This window comes from Bacillus sp. JNUCC-22 (assembly GCF_018861275.1).
Taxonomy (GTDB): Bacteria; Bacillota; Bacilli; order Bacillales; family Bacillaceae; genus Bacillus; species Bacillus velezensis.
The window spans coordinates 2,710,144-2,728,058 of the sequence record NZ_CP076408.1 but is presented as its reverse complement, the minus strand read 5'-3'; the positions used below and the strand labels follow the sequence as shown (position 1 = coordinate 2,728,058).

The window sequence follows — 17,915 nt, the reverse complement described above, 5'->3', positions numbered from 1 at the left end:
TTAAAAAAGGGGAGGGTTTACAAATGAAAAACAGATTCAGACGCATGATCCGCTTTTCATGCGCAGCCGTTACAGCCGGTCTGCTGCTGATGTCTTCATCTCCGGCATCTGCCGCGTTTTGGGGGGCATCAAATGAATTGCTTCACGATCCGACAATGGCGAAGGAAGGAAACACGTGGTACGCTTTCGGAACCGGTTTGGAAGGGGAGAGGGGGCTTCGCGTCTTAAAGGCAGGCAGCGGCGGCGTATGGACCGTTCAGAAATCAATCTTTACTTCCCCGCTGTCATGGTGGGGCAATTATGTGCCGAATTACGGGCTGAATCAATGGGCCCCCGATGTTCAATATTTTAACGGAAAGTATTGGCTGTATTATGCCGTTTCTTCATTCGGCAAAAATACCTCCGCGATCGGTCTTGCATCATCTATAAGCCTCAGTTCGGGAAACTGGAAGGACGAAGGGCTCGTCATCCGTTCAACAAGCGCCGATAACTACAATGCAATTGATCCGGAGCTGACAATTGATAAAGACGGAAACCCTTGGCTTGCCTTCGGTTCTTTTTGGAGCGGCATTAAGCTGACAAAGCTTGATAAAAATACAATGAAACCGACGGGATCACTTTATTCCATCGCTGCCAGACCGAATAACGGCGGAGCTTTGGAAGCGCCGGCCATCACCTACCAGAACGGCTACTATTACTTAATGGTGTCGTTTGATAAATGCTGTTCAGGCGTGAATAGTACGTACAAAATCGCTTATGGAAGATCCAAAAGCATCACCGGCCCATATCTCGATAAAAGCGGGAAAAGCATGTCAGAAGGCGGAGGAACGATTCTTGACTCCGGCAATGACCGCTGGAAAGGCCCGGGCGGCCAAGACATTGTGAACGGAAATATTTTAGTGCGTCATGCGTATGATGCCGAAAACAGCGGAATTCCGAAGATGCTCATCAATGATATCGATTGGAGTTCAGGCTGGCCTTCCTATTAATTGATCAGCCGGGCATGTGTGTCCGGCTTTTTTACTTGCAATAAAAGATTGACAGTTTGATTCCTCCTTAACTATAATAAAATTGTTCGTACAAATAAAAGGATGAAAGTTTTTTTATTTATATTCGTACGTATATTTTTAAAAATGCAAGCGCTTTATTTTGATAGGAAGGGGAAATGAATGTGCTTCAGAACAAAGAATATGAATTTTGGTTTGTAACGGGAAGCCAGCACTTATACGGAGAGGAAACGCTGCAGCTTGTCGATAAACACGCAAAGGGAATATGTGACGGCCTCAGCGGGGTGTCATCAAGATACAAGATCAGGCATAAACCGGTTGTCACGTCATCTGAAACGATCAGAGAGGTTTTGCGGGAAGCGCAGTATCAAGAAAACTGTGCCGGGGTCGTGACGTGGATGCATACATTTTCCCCTGCGAAAATGTGGATTGAAGGTCTTTCCGCTTTTCAAAAGCCGATGCTTCATCTGCATACCCAATATCACCGCGACATCCCGTGGGAAACGATTGATATGGACTTTATGAACAGCAACCAATCCGCTCACGGAGACCGGGAATACGGGTATATCCAGTCAAGAATGGGGCAGACGAGAAAAGTCATCGCAGGCTATTGGGATGATGAGGAAGTCAAACATGACATTTCGCAATGGATGAACACTGCTGCTGCCTGGAATGAAAGCAGGAATATTAAAGTAGCCCGGTTTGGCGACAATATGCGGAATGTGGCGGTTACTGACGGAGACAAAGTCGGCGCCCACATTCAATTCGGCTGGCAGGTTGACGGGTACGGAATCGGCGATCTTACCGAGGTGATGAACAACGTCACCGACGCAGAAATTGAGGCGCTTTATGAGGAATACGACAAATTGTATGTCATCAGCGGCGAAACAAAACGGGATGAAGCAAAAGTTGCTTCCATTAAAGAACAGGCGAAAATTGAACTCGGATTAACGGCCTTTCTCGAACGGGGCGGATATACAGCGTTTTCGACCTCCTTTGAAGTTTTGCACGGAATGAAGCAGCTTCCGGGTCTTGCCGTTCAGCGTCTCATGGAGAAAGGTTACGGATTTGCCGGCGAAGGCGATTGGAAAACGGCTGCCCTTGTGCGAATGATGAAAATAATGGCGGACGGAGAACAAACCTCCTTCATGGAAGATTATACGTACCATTTTGAACCGGGGCGTGCGATGATTCTCGGATCACATATGCTTGAAGTATGTCCGACGATCGCCCTTGATCAGCCGAAAATCGAAGTCCATCCTCTCTCAATCGGAGGGAAGGAAGATCCGGCCCGGTTGGTCTTTAACGGAATCGGCGGTTCAGCCATCATCGCCAGCATCATTGATATCGGCGGGCGATTCCGTCTCATTCTGAATGAAGCGGAAGGCAGGGAAATTGATCATGATATGCCGAATCTCCCTGTGGCGCGGGTGCTGTGGAAGCCGGAGCCATCGCTGAAAACAGCTGCAGAAGCATGGATTTTGGCGGGAGGCGCCCACCATACTTGTATGTCCTTCCGGCTTACGGCTGAACAGATGCTTGACTGGGCTGAGATGGCAGGCATTGAAAGCATCTTTATTTCCCGCAATACCGAAATACATGAGCTGAAAAAAGAGCTGAAATGGAATGACGTATTATACCGGCTGGGAGGGAATTGATATGGCGTATACGATTGGTGTTGATTTCGGCACATTGTCCGGCCGGGCGGTGCTTGTCAATGTCCGCACGGGCGAAGAAATCGCGTCTGCGGTAAAAGAATATACTCATGCCGTCATCGACCGCACGCTGCCGAAGACGGGTGAAAAACTCCCTCGGGACTGGGCGCTTCAGCATCCTGCCGATTATATCGAAGTTCTGGAAACGGCGATTCCGAACCTGCTTCAAGAGGCGGGCGCTGATCCAAAAGACGTGATCGGCATAGGAATTGATTTTACCGCCTGCACGATTTTGCCGATAGACGGTGCGGGGCAGCCGCTTTGTATGCTGCCGGAATTTGAACGGGAGCCCCACAGTTATGTGAAGCTTTGGAAGCATCATGCGGCTCAAAAACATGCAGACCGTTTGAACACGATTGCCGAAGACACAAAAGAAACATTCCTTAAAAGATACGGCGGTAAAATTTCTTCTGAATGGATGATCCCGAAAATCATGCAAATCGCGGAAGAAGCGCCGCATATATACAAGGCGGCAGATCGGATTGTGGAAGCGGCAGACTGGATCGTCTATCAATTGTGCGGTTCATTGAAGCGAAGCAACTGCACGGCCGGCTACAAAGCAATCTGGAATGAGGAGACGGGGTATCCGCCGGATCATTTTTTTGAAAAGCTCAACCCGTTAATGAAAACGATTACAAAAGATAAATTAAGCGGCACCATTTATTCAGTCGGGGAAAAGGCAGGAGGTTTGACCGAAAAAATGGCGGAGCTGACCGGGCTTCTGCCGGGGACGGCCGTTGCCGTCGCCAATGTCGACGCCCACGTGTCAGTGCCCGCGGTCGGTATTACAGAGCCGGGGAAAATGCTGATGATTATGGGAACGTCTACCTGCCATGTGCTGCTCGGCGAGGAAGAACATATCGTCCCCGGTATGTGCGGGGTCGTCAATAACGGCATCTTGCCCGGATATGCGGGATATGAAGCGGGACAGTCCTGTGTCGGCGACCACTTTGAATGGTTCGTCAAAACGTGCGTTCCGAGAGACTATGAGAAGGAAGCTGAGGATAAACACATAGACATTCACGAGCTGCTCAGCAAAAAAGCAGCTGAACTTGTTCCGGGGGAAAGCGGCCTTCTCGCGCTTGACTGGTGGAACGGAAACCGGTCAACCTTGGTGGACGCCGATTTGACGGGCATGATGCTCGGCATGACGCTGCACACGAAGCCGGAAGAAATCTACAGGGCATTGATTGAAGCGACGGCGTTCGGAACGAGGATGATTATCGAAACGTTTCGGGAAAACGGCGTTCCGGTCGAGGAGCTTTACGCAGCCGGAGGAATCGCCGAAAAAAATCCGTTTGTCATGCAGATTTATGCAGACGTCACAAATATGGACATTCAATTATCCGGGTCTCCGCAGGCGCCGGCACTGGGCTCCGCGATTTTCGGAGCGCTCGCCGCGGGACGGGAAAACGGGGGATACTCCAATATTGCTGAAGCATGTGCGCATATGGGGAAATTAAAAGACGGCTCTTATGTCCCGGATCGAAAAAGAGCTGAGATTTATGACAGCTTATATGCGGAATATAAAGAGCTCGTTCACTACTTCGGCAAAGAAAACAATGTCATGAAACGCCTGAAAGCCATTAAAAACCGTGATTTTGCGAAAGGGGGAAGCCGCCATGCTTGAAGCGTTAAAAGAAGAAGTGCTCGCTGCCAATCTGAAGCTTGAGGAACATAACCTTGTCACGTTTACATGGGGGAATGTCAGCGGCATTGACAGAGAGAGCGGGAGAATCGTCATTAAACCGAGCGGTGTCGATTACAGTGAGCTGACCGCTGACAAACTGGTCGTCCTGAATGAGGACGGAGACATTCTCGAAGGCTCGCTGAAACCGTCTTCTGACACGCCGACCCATCTTTATCTGTATAAAGCGTTTCCGTCTATCGGCGGAATCGTTCATACGCACTCCCGCTGGGCGACGAGCTGGGCACAGTCCGGAAGAGACATACCCGCTCTCGGAACGACTCACGCGGATTACTTTGAAAGCGCTATACCCTGCACGAGGGAAATGTATGAAGAAGAAATTGTGAAAGATTACGAATATCATACAGGCAAAGTCATAGCCGAAACTTTTCAAAACGAACCGTATGAACAAAACCCGGGTGTCCTCGTCCACAGCCACGGCCCGTTCTGCTGGGGAACGGACGCGCTGAATGCCCTGCATAACGCCGTTGTGCTCGAAACGGTAGCGGAAATGGCCTACCATTCTCTTATGCTGAACAAACAGCTCAGTCCGATCGACAGAGTGCTGCATGATAAGCATTTTTACAGAAAACACGGGGCGAATGCTTATTATGGCCAAACTTGACGCAGCCGGGTTTCTGATTGATTTAGACGGAACCGTATTCAGGGGGCGGGAGCTGATTGACGGCGCAAAAGAAGCCGTTCATACCCTTCAGTCACTGGGCAAAGCCGTTGTCTTTTTAAGCAACCGCGGCAATCTATCAAGAGCAATGTGCCGAAAGAAACTGCTGGGTGCCGGTATCCGCACGGATGAACGGAGCATCGTGCTGTCCTCCAGTGTGACGGCATCATTTTTAAAGAAGCATTATCCTTTGTCAAAGGCGTGGGTGTTAGGAGAAAAAGGGCTGACTGATGAACTCGCTTTAGCGGGTGTCGCCCTGGCGCAAAACCCGCAGGCGGCAGACTGGCTTGTCATCTCCCTGCATGAAACCGTCACCTATGAGGATCTGAATCTCGCTTTTAAGGCGGCTTCCTCCGGCGCGCGCATCATCGCCACGAACCGGGACCGCTCCTTTCCGAATGAAGGCGGCCATGCCATGGATGTCGCGGGAATGATCGGGGCCATTGAAGCATCCGCCGGAGCAAAAACGGAGCTTGTCATCGGCAAACCGTCTTGGCTGATGGCTGAGGCGGCATGTGAAGCGCTCGGACTTCCCTCTGAGGAATGCGCCATTATCGGAGACAGCCTCGAATCAGATATCGCAATGGGCAGCCTGTACGGGATGAAAAGCGTATTGGTTCTGACGGGGTCGGCCAAACTTGGGGAGCCCCGTCTATATGAACCTGACATCGTCCTTGATTCTATTAAAGACCTGACAGAATTAGCGAAGGAGGGAACCCTTTTATGAAACGTTCTCCTGAGGACATTCAATCCGAGTTTGACAAGGAAGGGGCCAGCCGCTCACCGATTCAAATAGAAGATATCGTGATCGGGGCGAATGCAAAAGAAGAGCTTCTCAGATTTCTGCAAAAAAAATGCTGGAATCATCCGGTCATCGTCTGTGACCGGAACACGTACGAGGCGGCGGGGCGTCTGCTTGCGGACGAATTGAGGGCAGGCGGGATCAAAGCGTCAAAAGTCATTATTCCGGAGCATGAAGCCGGGGCCGCCGCGGCTGATGAGAGGACATTGGTCTATACGCTGATCAATCTCGCGGAAGAGACGGATGTCATCATTGCGGCCGGTGCAGGAACGATTCACGACATTACGCGGTTTGCCGCCTGCCAGCGCGGATTGCCGTTTATCTCATTCCCCACCGCTCCGTCAGTCGACGGTTTTACGTCGGCGGGAGCGCCGCTCATATTAAACGGAATCAAAACGACGATTCAAACGAAAGCGCCGATCGCCTTATTTGCGGATACGAATGTATTAAAAGAAGCGCCCCGTTCAATGACAGCCGCGGGCTTCGGAGACATGCTCGGAAAAATAACATCGCTGGCAGATTGGGAGATTTCCCGCAGGCTTGCGGGTGAGCCGTACTCAGAAGCCGGGGCGAAGCTTGTGAAAGACGCGCTTTGGCAGTGCATTGATCACCGCGCTGCCATTGCCATGGGAACGGAGGCCGGCATTCAGATGCTGATGGAAGCGCTGATCGTTTCGGGTCTTGTCATGCTTGCGCTTGACCACTCCCGCCCCGCCTCAGGAGGAGAACATCACATCTCGCATTGGATTGAGATGGAAATGCTGAAGGCAAAACAGCCTCCGATTCTCCATGGTGCGAAGGTCGGCTGTGCGTGCGCGGTGCTGAGTGATATTTACAAAGAACTGGCTTGTCACGAAAAGCTTGCTGAACTGCCGCCGCACTTTCGCGAGGCGATTCAATCTGCATATGAAGGGCTTCCCGACGGCAAGACAATTGCCGGGTGGCTCGCATCTGCGGGAGGTCCCGCCTGTTTCGATGAGATCGGTGTAAAACAGGACCTTGTCAGCGATGCGCTTAAGCATGCGCACACACTGAGAGACCGTTATACCGGTTTAACCATCATAAATGAAAATGCAGCGCTCTTTGCACATCATTTGCATCAATAGCCGCACAGCCTAAAGTGGAAGGGGTAATGACATGAAAAAAACGACCGCTGTATGTTTGGTGCTGATGATGCTCTTCTTGTTTACCGCCGGCTGTTCACAAAAACGGACTGCCGGCCGGCCGGGAGAAACAGAGCTGACGTTTTGGACGTTTAACGGTCTGCACGAACAGTTTTATCAGGAAATGGTCAAAGAATGGAATCAGAAATATCCGGATCGCAAAATCAAGCTGAATACCGTTGTTTATCCTTATGGACAAATGCATGATAATTTATCGGTTTCGCTGATCGCGGGTGAGGGGCTTCCCGATATAGCCGACGTGGAATTAAGCCGGTTCTCGAACTTTCTGAAGGGGAAGGATATCCCGCTTGCCGATCTGACGCCGCTGATTGAACAAGACCGCGATAAGTTTGTGGAAGCGCGTCTGGCCTTATACAGCAAAAACGGAAAATTGTACGGCCTTGATACACATGTGGGGACGACCGTCATGTTTTACAACATGGATATCATGAAAAAAGCGGGCGTTGATCCCGCCTCCATTAAAACATGGGAAGATTACCGGCGGGCAGGGAAAAAAGTGCGTGAAGCCGCTGGGAAACCGATGGGAACGGTTGAAACAAACGACTCCGCCACATTTCTATCCATGATTTCGCAGCAAGGGTCAGGCTACTACAGCAAAAACGGAAAATTGATTCTGAACAGCAAGACGAATACAGACACACTGAATTATGTAAAGGACATGGTAAATGATAAAACCCTTCTGCCGGCTCCCGGCGGCGGCCATCACAGCGAAGAATACTACGGTTTTATGAATCAGGGCGGGGCAGCCTCAGTGCTGATGCCCATTTGGTACATGGGACGGTTTATCGATTATATGCCTGATTTAAAAGGAAAAATGGCGATTTACCCTATGCCGGCCTGGAAAGAAGGCGGTGACAGATCAGCGGGTTTAGGCGGAACAGCCACCGTCGTGCCGAAGCAGGCTGAACATCTGAAGCTCGCGAAAGAATTTCTCGGTTTTGCGAAAGGTTCGAAGGAAGGGAATATAAAGCTTTGGACGGTGCTCGGCTTTGACCCGCTCCGCTGGGACGTGTGGGATTCAAAAGAATTGAAGGAGAAAAACAAGTACACGGATTTCTTCCGGAACGGTACGTCAATTTTTTCCTCGCTCCTTGAAATAAAAGATGAGATCAATCCGATTTATCTGTATGAAGACTTCTCTAAAGCGGCTGATCTCGTTGTCAGACAAGTGCTGTTCGATGCGCTGAAGACGCAGGAAAAAACACCTAAGGAAGCCTTGGACGAGGCGGCAGAGCAATTAGAGAAATAGGAGAAGCCGTCCTATTTAACAGTGAAAGCGGGGGAGCTTTTATGAGACCTGTAAAGACAGAGACAGCGCAAACCGTTTCTGCAGTCCGGAAGAAGCCGCGCCGGCGCAATGTGCTGTATTCAAAAAAAGCGGCGCCTTATCTTTTTACGGCGCCATTTATCATTTCGTTTCTCGTTTTCTTTTTGTATCCGATTATCAGCGTGTTTATCATGAGCTTTCAACGGATACTGCCGGGAGAAATTACATTTGTCGGGTTTTCCAATTATACCGCTCTTCTTAATCCAACCTTTTATACGGCATTATTTAACACATTGGAATATACCTTCTGGACGCTGATCGTGCTGATTCCGGTGCCGCTTCTTTTGGCGGTGATTCTGAATTCGAAGCTCGTCAGGTTCAGAAATGTGTTTAAATCGGCTCTGTTTGTACCGGCTTTAACATCGACGATCGTAGCGGGGATTATTTTCCGTCTGATGTTCGGAGAAATGAATACGTCGCTTGCAAACGAGCTGATGATGAAGCTTGGCGCATCACCCCAAAACTGGCTCAACAACAAAGGTACCGGCATGTTTTTAATGGTGCTGCTTGCGTCATGGAGGTGGATGGGGATTAACATTCTTTACTTTCTGGCGGGATTGCAAAACGTGCCGAAAGAATTGTATGAAGCGGCTGAAATTGACGGGGCGAGCACGTGGAAAAAGTTCCGGCATATTACCCTTCCATTTTTAAAGCCGGTGTCCGTTTATGTGTTAACGATCAGTATTATCGGCGGTTTCAGAATGTTTGAGGAAAGCTATGTGCTTTGGCAGAATAATTCCCCGGGCAATATCGGCCTCACGCTTGTCGGTTATTTATATCAGCAGGGGCTTGCATACAACGAAATGGGGTACGGGGCCGCAATCGGAATTGTCCTTTTGCTTGTCATCTTACTAGTCAGTCTTGTTTCACTGAAACTGTCCGGTTCGTTTAAAGGGGAGGGATAAGCGGTGCGTAACAATCACATGTTTTCCGTGTACAGAGTCGCGTTTACCTTGTTTTTTATCATGCTGAGCCTGTTGTATATCTTTCCGATGATCTGTCTATTGCTCGGTTCTTTAAAGCCGTCATCTGAGCTGATGCGTATCGGGCTGAATCTGCGCCTTGATCCGGATGTGATGAGCCTTGATAACTACACCTATTTGTTCAACGGGGGGAGCATTTATTTCAAATGGTTTTTTAACAGCCTGCTGCTCGGCGTTCTCACCACGGTTCTCACGCTGTTTTTTTCCTCTTTGATCGGCTACGGACTCGGTGTCTACGAATTTAAAGGCAGAAATATTATTTTCGTTCTTGTGCTGATCATTATGATGGTGCCTCTTGAAGTGATGATGCTCCCGTTGTTCAAATTGACGGTGGGTCTTCATTTGATCGATTCTTATACGGGAGTGATTCTGCCGTTTATTGTGTCACCTGTCGCCGTGTTCTTTTTCCGGCAATATGCGCTCGGACTTCCGAAGGATCTGCTTGATTCAGCGAGAATGGACGGCTGCACCGAATTCGGCATTTTTTTCAGAATTATGGCGCCGCTCATGAAACCGGCATTCGGGGCAATGATCATTCTTCAATCTTTAAACAGCTGGAATAACTTTTTATGGCCGCTGATCGTGCTTCGGTCGAAAGAAATGTTTACGCTTCCAATCGGACTTTCAGGGCTGCTGAGTCCGTACGGCAACAACTATGACATGCTGATTTCCGGGTCCGTTTTTGCGATACTGCCGGTGATCATCATATTCTTGTTTTTCCAAAAATACTTCATTTCCGGACTCACAGTAGGCGGAGTGAAGGGATAGAGAGAGGGAGGAAATATAATGAAAAAAGCGGGGATTACAGCAGATAAAGAATATATCATCGGTGAAGTGGACAAACGGATGTACGGATCATTTATAGAACATATGGGCCGGGCGGTGTATGAAGGCATTTATGAGCCCGGACACCCGAAAGCCGACAAGGACGGCTTCAGAACAGACGTGCAGGAGTTAATCAAGGAATTGCAAGTGCCGTTCATCCGCTATCCGGGAGGGAATTTTCTCTCGGGCTACAATTGGGAAGACGGCGTCGGGCCGGTGAAGGACCGCCCGCGGAGGCTAGATTTGGCATGGCAGGCGACAGAAACGAACGAAGTAGGGACGAATGAATTTTTAACGTGGGCGAAAAAAGTGAACGCCGAAGTGAATATGGCGGTCAATCTCGGGACGAGAGGGATCGATGCCGCCCGGAACCTCGTCGAATACTGCAACCATCCTGAAGGGTCATACTGGAGCGACTTACGAAAATCGCACGGATATGAAAAACCTTACGGCATCAAAACATGGTGCTTAGGAAATGAGATGGACGGCCCTTGGCAGATCGGTCATAAAACGGCGCATGAATACGGACGGCTCGCCGCTGAAACGGCAAAGGTGATGAAATGGACGGACCCGACGATCGAATTGGTGGCTTGCGGAAGCTCAAACAGCGGCATGCCGTCCTTCATTGAGTGGGAGGCCGAGGTGCTTGAGCATACGTATGAGCATGTGGATTACATCTCACTGCATACGTATTACGGCAACCATGAAAATGATCTTGAGAACTATTTGGCGAAGTCGATGGATTTAGACCATTTTATTAAATCCGTCACAGCCGTATGTGATTATATGAAAGCGAAAAAACGCAGCAAAAAAACGATTCACCTTTCTTTAGATGAATGGAATGTGTGGTATCACTCAAATGAAGCGGATAAAAAAGTGGAGCCATGGATTACGGCCCGGCCGATTCTCGAAGACATCTACAATTTTGAAGATGCGCTGTTGATCGGTTCACTGCTGATTACGATGCTGCAGCATGCGGACAGACTAAAGATCGCCTGTCTCGCCCAGCTTGTCAACGTAATTGCGCCTATTATGACTGAAAAGGGCGGAGAAGCATGGAGACAGCCGATCTTTTACCCTTACATGCACGCCTCTGTCTACGGGAGAGGGACTTCAATGAAGCTGCTGATCACCTCCCCGAAATACGACTCAGCGGATTTTACGGATGTGCCGTATGTTGATGCCGCGGCCGTTTACCATGAAGAGGATGAAGCACTGACCATTTTTGCCGTCAACAAAAGCAAGGAACTGATGGAAACGGAGATCAAACTGAGAGGGTTTGAAGATTACCGCATCATTGAGCATATCGTGCTGGAGCATCAGGATATGAAAGCGACCAATCAAAAAAACAGAAATGAAGTCACGCCTCACTCCAACGGGACGTCTTCCGCAAACGCCGAAGGAATAACGGCTCATTTTAAGCCGCTGTCCTGGAATGTCATCCGTTTATCAGGAAAATAGCGTTCCGAAAAGCCGGGCTGCGCCGCCGGCTTTTTTTTACGCAAAAATCATCTACTGTTATCTGATAATTGTGATAATATTTAGAAAAAGAGAAAAGGGGCTGGGATTAAATGAATGCGATTACAATCGTCATAGCGTCTATATGTATTCTGGCGATCGCCTATCGGCTTTACGGTACCTTTATGATGGTCAAAGTATTAAAAATCAATGATCAGACACCGACTCCGGCCCATGTGCTTGAGGATGGGAAAGATTATGTGCCGACGAATAAGTGGGTGTCATTCGGCCACCACTTCGCGGCAATCGCCGCTGCCGGCCCGCTTGTCGGACCGATTCTGGCAGCTCAGTTCGGCTATCTGCCCGGGCTTTTATGGCTGTTAATCGGGGCGGTGATCGGAGGAGCCGTGCACGATATTGTCGTATTGTTTGCATCAATGCGGAAAAACGGGAAAACGCTTTCTGAAGTCGCCAAAGAAGAGCTTGGCCCGGTGGCGGGCTTTTGCACGGGTCTTTCCATGCTGTTTATCATTACGATCACGATGGCGGGGCTGTCCATGGTTGTGCTGCACGCGCTTGAGAAAAACCCGTGGGGAACGTTTGCGGTGGGGATTACGATTCCGATCGCGATGGGGGTCGGCGTCTACTATAAAAAAACGGGCAATCTCAAACTCGCATCAACTGTCGGGTTTCTTTTGTTAATGGCCGGTGTTGTCATCGGGCCGCGGCTGCAGACAACGGCTCTCGGGGACATGCTGACACTGGATGCGAAAACGCTTGCAGTGGCGCTTCCTGTTTATGCGTTTTTCGCCGCGGCGCTTCCGGTTTGGCTTTTGCTGGCTCCGCGTGACTATTTAAGCAGTTTTATGAAAATCGGGGTTTTTGCCGCTTTGATCGCAGGCGTCTTTTTCGTCAATCCCGCCATTAAATTTCCGGCCGTAACGGAGTTTATTCACGGCGGAGGGCCGGTGATCGCGGGTCCTGTCTGGCCGTTTATTTCAATAACGATTGCCTGCGGCGCCATTTCGGGCTTTCATGCATTTGTCGGTTCCGGCACAACGCCGAAAATGCTGGATAAATGGAGTGATATAAAGCCGGTTGCTTTCGGAGCGATGCTTGTGGAATGTCTCGTCGGAATTATGGCGCTCATTGCAGCTGCCGCTCTTGAGCCCGCCGACTATTTTGCTATTAACAGCACGCCTGAAATATTCCGCACCCTCGGGATGAATGTCGTCCATCTGCCTGAATTGAGTAAAGAAATCGGGCTCAGTCTGGAAGGAAGAACGGGCGGCGCTGTTACGCTTGCCGTCGGAATGACGTATATCTTTACGGAGATTCCGTTTTTCAGTCATTTGGCTTCATACTTTTTTCAATTCGTCATTATGTTTGAAGCGGTGTTTATTTTAACGGCGATTGATGCGGGAACCCGTGTCGCCCGGTACTTGATTCAAGAGTTTTTCGGAGAGGTCTATAAGCCGCTGAAAAAAACAGACTGGCTGCCGGGCTCGATTTTCTCAAGCGCGCTCGCCTGCCTGCTGTGGGGCTATCTTCTGTATTCGGGCGACATCAGCTCCATTTGGGCGCTGTTCGGCGTATCCAATCAGCTTATGGCGTCTGTCGGCTTAATTATCGGTGCGACCGTCGTATTAAAAATAGCCGATAAGCGGCGCTATATGCTGACATGCCTGATTCCTCTCGCTTATTTGTACGTGACCGTCAACTATGCGGGTTATTGGATGGTGCGGTATGTGTATTTGAACCCCGAAGCGGCGGGATACAACGTGCTGAATGGCGTTTTATCCATTATCATGCTCATTCTCGGGCTTGTGATTATCATTGCGGCTGTGAAAAAATGGGCGAATGTATGGCGTGATCCGAGTGCCAGACTGGAAGCTTCAATACCCGGATAAATCCGCGGCCGTCCGAACATTGCAGCATCATAAAAAAGCAGAGAGCCGATCGGTCTCTCTGCTTTCATCTTATGACAAATCCGCCGCTTCCAAAAGGTAATCCGCCAAATGAACCGCGCGGACACGGCCTGTTAATCCTTCGCGTAAAATGCCGAGCTGCATTTGCAGAAGGCATCCGGGATTGGCTGTCACGATGACGGCCGCCTCCGTTTTTCCGGCGGCTTTCATCTTACTGTCTAATATTTTCATAGACATCTCTGACTCTGTTATATTATAAATTCCCGCCGACCCGCAGCAGCTGTCGGCCTTTTCCATTTCTCTGTACTCAGCCCCTTTAATGCTTTTCAAAAGCGTGCGCGGTTCCTCTGACGTATGCATCACATTGCGGAGATGGCAGGAGTCCTGATATGTGACGATATGAGGAGACTGCGCCCGCAGGTTTTTTTGATGGAACTTCAGATCAACCAGTACGGATGAAAAGTCTTTGAGCTTCCGGACGAATTGTTCGGCACGTTCCGCCCATCCAGGTTCATCTTTCAGTAAATGCGGATATTCCTGAAGAAAGGCGCCGCATCCGCCGGCGTTTGTAATGATATAATCAGCGTCAAGCGCCTCAAAAGCCGCGATATTCCGCTTGGCCAGTTCTTTTCCCATCTCTTTTTCTCCGCTGTGCCCGTGAAGCGCGCCGCAGCACGCCTGGCCGTCCGGGACCGCGATTTCACACCCGGCCGCCTGTAAAAGCGCCGTTGTCGCATGATTTGTCGCTAAAAACATCGTATCCATTAAGCAGCCCGAGAAAAAAGCGGCCCGTTTTTGGACGGGACCCGCGGCAGGAAGAAAACGCGGCCTTTCCTTCATGTCTTTCCGTTTCGGGGCGGGCGGGAGCACTTGTTCCATTGTGCGCAGATGTTCAGGCAAAACGCGCAGCATACCGGTTTTTCTGACGGCGGTCTGCAGTCCCGATCTTTGGTATATTCCGAGAAGATTCACGGCTGTCTGCATGCGGTTTTGGTGAGGGAAAAGCCCGGTGAAGGCGGCTTTCCGCAAGAGGCGCACGCCCGGCTTATGTTTTTTATTTTGATGAATGATATCCCTCGCTTCTTCAAGCAGCTGTCCGTAATTGACCCCTGCCGGACAAACGGGCTCGCATGCCCGGCATCCGAGACACAGCGAAAGTGAGCGCTCGACATCTTCATCCGGCTCGATCAGTCCGTCTGTGACGGCTTTCATCAGGGCGATCCGGCCGCGCGGCGAATGGGATTCTTGAAATCCCGATTCGATATAGGTCGGACAGGAAGGAAGGCAGAAGCCGCAGCGCATACAGTTCAGCAATTCACCTTCATCCATGCGGGTTTTGAATTCTGTTTGAATTTGTTGCTGCTCTTTAGCCGTTGTCATTTCATCACCACCACGCGTTTCCTTGATGAATTGGCGAATATTTTTCCCGGATTCAGCAGATTTTGGGGATCAAGCGCTTGTTTGATCGCTTTCATGGCGGTGATGCCTTCTGTTTTCAGTTTCATTTCTAAATACGGCGCTTTTACGATGCCGACCCCGTGTTCACCCGTTATCGTCCCGCCCAGCTCAATCGCTTTTTCAAAAATGGCGGCAAAAGCTTTTTCGACACGTTCCATTTCCTCTGTATTTCGGATATCGGTGGTGCACGTCGGATGGAGGTTGCCGTCTCCGGCATGGCCGAATGTGCAGATGGACAGGCCGTATGTTTCTGCAATCTCGTTAATGGCTTTGACCATGCTGGCAATTTGTGATCTCGGCACGGTCGCATCTTCCAGAATCGTTGTCGGTTTCAGCCGGGCAAGGGCTGATAATGCGGACCGTCTGGCCTCTGTAAGCGCGAATGCCTCTTCCTCGGTTTCAGCCGTTTGGACGGATACGGCGGCTCCGTTTTTACAAATCGCTTCGATTTTTTCCATATCTCGTCTGACCGTGTCGATGTCACCGTCCTGTTCGATCAGCAGCACCGCTTTTGCGTCGGTTGGAAGCCCGATCTTGGCGTAATCTTCAATGACCTGCAGTGTCGGCTGATCCAGAAATTCGAGTGTCGCCGGAATGATTTTTTCAGCGATGATGGCAGAAACCGATTCCGCAGCCGCTTCAATATGTTCATAGAGTGCAAGCAGCGTTTTTTTCGTTTCCGGCTTCGGAACCAGCTTTAAAGTCGCTTCCGTCACAACGCCGAGCGTCCCTTCTGATCCGACGAAAAGCCGGGTCAGATCATAACCGGCGACATCCTTTGTCAGCTTTCCTCCTGTGCGGATGATATCGCCTGAAGCCAAGACGGCTTCAAGGCCGAGGACATAATCCCGGGTGACGCCGTACTTCAAACCGCGCAGCCCGCCGGAATTTTCATTAATATTCCCGCCGATTGTCGATATTTTCATGCTGCTCGGATCAGGCGGATAAAATAAACCTTTTTGTTCAACCGCACGGATCATATCTTGCGTAATCACGCCCGGCTGGACGGTTGCCGTCAAATTTTCTTCATCGATTTCTAGAATGCGGTTCATATGTTTGAATAAAAGCACAAGCCCGCCTTCAGACGGACATGTGCCGCCGCACAAGTTTGTGCCTGAACCCCTCGGCACGATCGGAATGTCATGCCTGCTGCAAATCGTTAATATACGGGACACGTCATTCGCACTGCGGGGGGCGATTACCGCATCCGGCATGGCTTGCAGCTGAGGAGCCGCATCATAAGAATACACAAGACGGCCCGCCGCCGAATCATCATAATTCTCCTTCCCGACCGTCCGGATGAACGCTTCTTTTGCCTCTCGTGAAATCATGTTCTCCCAACCTCCCTGATAAGAAAAGCTTTTTCATTTAATTGTAAAGAAAAACGATTCCGTACACTATGGAGAAACATATGAAAAATGTTGATATGATTACGTGCTTTTTGTATGTTGATCTAAAAAGCGCAGCGCCAAATAAAAAGCCGCTATGTCTTCAGGGCGGTCCAGCTTCATATTTGTCAGTGATTCCAGTTTGGAAAGACGGTAGCGCAATGTGTTGATATGAATATGCATGTCGTCGGCGGTGCGCTTTAACGATAATTGCCGGTCGAAAAAGGCGCGCAGCGTATCCAGAAGTTCTTCCCGGCCGAGTACATGCTCGAGAACCCGCCGTGAAAATTCCGACCTCGTGCGGGGTGTGATATCGGCAAGACACATATCCAGTTTTAAATCTTCTTCAAAGACGGCCTGCTTGTCACCGATTCCGGCTGAAAGTGCTTTATCTGCCTGTTCGTATGATTCCGTGAGGCGCTCTCCCGGAACGATCCGTCCGATGCCGGCGGTGACAGGCAGCCCAAAAACGGCGCCGATCTTTTTAATGAGCTGTGTTTTGGAAGCCGAATTTGCTTCATGATTAATGAGAATTCGTTCATTTCCCCAGCGGACAAACAGGTCTTCAGGGCATTCGTACTGCCAGAGCCGCCCGAGCTCCTCCGCTTTATATTGCTCATAACGGCCTTGAATGAGTATGATCCGGCGGTATGCGTGAAGGTCTGCGCCGATGAGCTTTGCTTTTTCTAAAAAGCCCGGAGACCATTCTTTCAGCTGCAGCCAATCAACCATAAAGGATTCAAGCATTCTCGCTCGCCACTGCGCTTCTTCCATATGGCGCGTTTCTTTAATAAACAGCTCCGTCATTTTTCTGAGCAATTCTCCGAAAGGCAGGATATCGTCAGGGTCTCCTGTCAGGCCGAATACTCCGATCACTTCATGGCCTGAAAAAACGGGGAGGTTCAGTCCTGCTTTTACGCCCTCGAGCCGTTTTTCATCTTCTTTCGTAATGATGACATTCCGTTTTTCGCGCGCGCAGATCAGTGCGCCTTCATGAAACCATCCGGCGCGCGCCTCGTTGGTGCCCGCGATGATCATCCCTTTTGTATCGGCAATAATCACTTCGCGGCTGTACATATGTTTGACTTCGGCAATCAATTTCTTTGCCAGTTCCGGCTGTAACTGCATGGCGATCCCCCTCGCCATTATTATACAAAAAAAACCGGGTGTCCCATCACCCGGTTCATGCTTATTGCGCAGGTTTTAATCCGCCTTCAAGTGTTTTGAGCATTTCATTTTTTTCTGAGTCCGACGCATGCTGCCAAAGAACTTCGAATAAGACGCCGAGGCCCGGAAGCATTTTTTCTTCACCGCTTTGGATGGCGTCAACGATCGTATGCTCCAGCTGATCCTGGTTATTGCCGGTTACATTGGCAATAACGGCGTTGCGTAAATTAAGATCCATTACAACCGCTCCTTTTTCTGAATGTGATACGCATATTCTTACCGCGCACGCGGTTTATTATGTGCT

15 protein-coding genes are annotated in these 17,915 nt (G+C 49.9%); 11 read left to right on the top strand and 4 right to left on the bottom strand.

All coding sequences use genetic code 11. The annotated features are described in order from the left end of the window. Nucleotides 1–23 precede the first annotated feature (23 nt). The 11 genes from JNUCC22_RS13150 to cstA all read left to right on the top strand — a co-directional run bounded on the left by JNUCC22_RS13150 (nt 24) and on the right by cstA (nt 13,580). On the top strand, nt 24–989 hold the full coding sequence (locus JNUCC22_RS13150; protein ID WP_039063386.1) for an arabinan endo-1,5-alpha-L-arabinosidase AbnA: 966 nt from the start codon (nt 24–26) through the stop codon (nt 987–989). A gap of 182 nt (nt 990–1,171) precedes the next feature. Further along, a complete protein-coding gene (araA, locus tag JNUCC22_RS13145) occupies nt 1,172–2,665 on the top strand; it encodes an L-arabinose isomerase (RefSeq protein WP_015240350.1) in 1,494 nt (497 codons plus the stop codon). Nucleotide 2,666: 1 nt separating this feature from the next. Further along, entirely contained in the window at nt 2,667–4,352 is a 1,686-nt protein-coding gene (gene araB / locus JNUCC22_RS13140) for a ribulokinase (RefSeq protein WP_007408100.1), read from the top strand. Further along, nucleotides 4,345–5,034 (top strand): L-ribulose-5-phosphate 4-epimerase, encoded by a 690-nt coding sequence (araD, locus tag JNUCC22_RS13135; protein ID WP_020956179.1) that lies wholly within the window; start codon nt 4,345–4,347, stop codon nt 5,032–5,034. The genes araB and araD overlap by 8 nt, the downstream gene beginning before the upstream one ends. Continuing rightward, nucleotides 5,021–5,818, top strand: coding sequence for a sugar-phosphatase AraL (locus JNUCC22_RS13130; RefSeq protein WP_108724791.1), 798 nt, complete (start codon nt 5,021–5,023; stop codon nt 5,816–5,818). The genes araD and JNUCC22_RS13130 overlap by 14 nt, the downstream gene beginning before the upstream one ends. Next, complete coding sequence (locus tag JNUCC22_RS13125; protein WP_032866552.1) at nt 5,815–6,999, top strand: sn-glycerol-1-phosphate dehydrogenase; 1,185 nt, start codon at nt 5,815–5,817, stop codon at nt 6,997–6,999. Before JNUCC22_RS13130 ends, JNUCC22_RS13125 begins: the two co-directional genes overlap by 4 nt. 31 nt (nt 7,000–7,030) lie before the next feature. After that, the gene (locus JNUCC22_RS13120; RefSeq protein WP_007408104.1) at nt 7,031–8,326 is read left to right on the top strand and encodes an arabinooligosaccharides ABC transporter substrate-binding protein AraN; all 1,296 of its coding nucleotides are present in this window, start codon (nt 7,031–7,033) and stop codon (nt 8,324–8,326) included. A gap of 41 nt (nt 8,327–8,367) precedes the next feature. Then, nucleotides 8,368–9,309 carry an arabinooligosaccharides ABC transporter permease AraP gene (locus JNUCC22_RS13115; protein WP_007408105.1) on the top strand — a complete coding sequence of 314 codons (942 nt, stop codon included), beginning with the start codon at nt 8,368–8,370 and terminating at the stop codon, nt 9,307–9,309. Nucleotides 9,310–9,327: 18 nt separating this feature from the next. Next, a complete protein-coding gene (locus JNUCC22_RS13110) occupies nt 9,328–10,155 on the top strand; it encodes an arabinooligosaccharides ABC transporter permease AraQ (RefSeq protein ID WP_007612991.1) in 828 nt (275 codons plus the stop codon). Between the two features lie 18 nt (nt 10,156–10,173). Further along, entirely contained in the window at nt 10,174–11,673 is a 1,500-nt protein-coding gene (locus tag JNUCC22_RS13105) for an arabinosylfuranosidase ArfA (RefSeq protein ID WP_106080219.1), read from the top strand. Between the two features lie 110 nt (nt 11,674–11,783). Beyond that, nucleotides 11,784–13,580, top strand: coding sequence for a carbon starvation protein CstA (gene cstA / locus JNUCC22_RS13100; protein ID WP_106080218.1), 1,797 nt, complete (start codon nt 11,784–11,786; stop codon nt 13,578–13,580). 69 nt (nt 13,581–13,649) lie between these two features. Here the strand turns inward: cstA and JNUCC22_RS13095 are convergent, their stop codons facing one another. The 4 genes from JNUCC22_RS13095 to sspI form a co-directional block, all read right to left on the bottom strand. Then, a complete protein-coding gene (locus JNUCC22_RS13095; RefSeq protein WP_025285083.1) occupies nt 13,650–14,978 on the bottom strand; it encodes a (Fe-S)-binding protein in 1,329 nt (442 codons plus the stop codon). Further along, on the bottom strand, nt 14,975–16,387 hold the full coding sequence (gene glcD / locus JNUCC22_RS13090) for a glycolate oxidase subunit GlcD (protein ID WP_007408109.1): 1,413 nt from the start codon (nt 16,385–16,387) through the stop codon (nt 14,975–14,977). The genes JNUCC22_RS13095 and glcD overlap by 4 nt, the downstream gene beginning before the upstream one ends. Before the next feature lie 99 nt (nt 16,388–16,486). Next, on the bottom strand, nt 16,487–17,572 hold the full coding sequence (locus JNUCC22_RS13085) for a CdaR family transcriptional regulator (protein WP_020956173.1): 1,086 nt from the start codon (nt 17,570–17,572) through the stop codon (nt 16,487–16,489). Between the two features lie 61 nt (nt 17,573–17,633). Beyond that, nucleotides 17,634–17,849 carry a small acid-soluble spore protein SspI gene (sspI, locus tag JNUCC22_RS13080; protein WP_003152527.1) on the bottom strand — a complete coding sequence of 72 codons (216 nt, stop codon included), beginning with the start codon at nt 17,847–17,849 and terminating at the stop codon, nt 17,634–17,636. Nucleotides 17,850–17,915 lie beyond the last annotated feature (66 nt).

Excerpts from the sequence above, each read along its gene's own strand:
- JNUCC22_RS13115 (WP_007408105.1), top strand. The coding sequence starts at position 8,368 with ATGAGACCTGTAAAGACAGAGACAGCGCAAACCGTTTCTGCAGTCCGG.
- JNUCC22_RS13150 (WP_039063386.1), top strand. The coding sequence starts at position 24 with ATGAAAAACAGATTCAGACGCATGATCCGCTTTTCATGCGCAGCCGTT.
- araB (WP_007408100.1), top strand. The coding sequence starts at position 2,667 with ATGGCGTATACGATTGGTGTTGATTTCGGCACATTGTCCGGCCGGGCG.
- JNUCC22_RS13095 (WP_025285083.1), bottom strand. The coding sequence starts at position 14,978 with ATGACAACGGCTAAAGAGCAGCAACAAATTCAAACAGAATTCAAAACC.
- JNUCC22_RS13125 (WP_032866552.1), top strand. The coding sequence starts at position 5,815 with ATGAAACGTTCTCCTGAGGACATTCAATCCGAGTTTGACAAGGAAGGG.
- cstA (WP_106080218.1), top strand. The coding sequence starts at position 11,784 with ATGAATGCGATTACAATCGTCATAGCGTCTATATGTATTCTGGCGATC.
- araD (WP_020956179.1), top strand. The coding sequence starts at position 4,345 with ATGCTTGAAGCGTTAAAAGAAGAAGTGCTCGCTGCCAATCTGAAGCTT.
- JNUCC22_RS13110 (WP_007612991.1), top strand. The coding sequence starts at position 9,328 with ATGTTTTCCGTGTACAGAGTCGCGTTTACCTTGTTTTTTATCATGCTG.
- JNUCC22_RS13120 (WP_007408104.1), top strand. The coding sequence starts at position 7,031 with ATGAAAAAAACGACCGCTGTATGTTTGGTGCTGATGATGCTCTTCTTG.
- sspI (WP_003152527.1), bottom strand. The coding sequence starts at position 17,849 with ATGGATCTTAATTTACGCAACGCCGTTATTGCCAATGTAACCGGCAAT.
- JNUCC22_RS13105 (WP_106080219.1), top strand. The coding sequence starts at position 10,174 with ATGAAAAAAGCGGGGATTACAGCAGATAAAGAATATATCATCGGTGAA.
- JNUCC22_RS13130 (WP_108724791.1), top strand. The coding sequence starts at position 5,021 with ATGGCCAAACTTGACGCAGCCGGGTTTCTGATTGATTTAGACGGAACC.
- JNUCC22_RS13085 (WP_020956173.1), bottom strand. The coding sequence starts at position 17,572 with ATGCAGTTACAGCCGGAACTGGCAAAGAAATTGATTGCCGAAGTCAAA.
- glcD (WP_007408109.1), bottom strand. The coding sequence starts at position 16,387 with ATGATTTCACGAGAGGCAAAAGAAGCGTTCATCCGGACGGTCGGGAAG.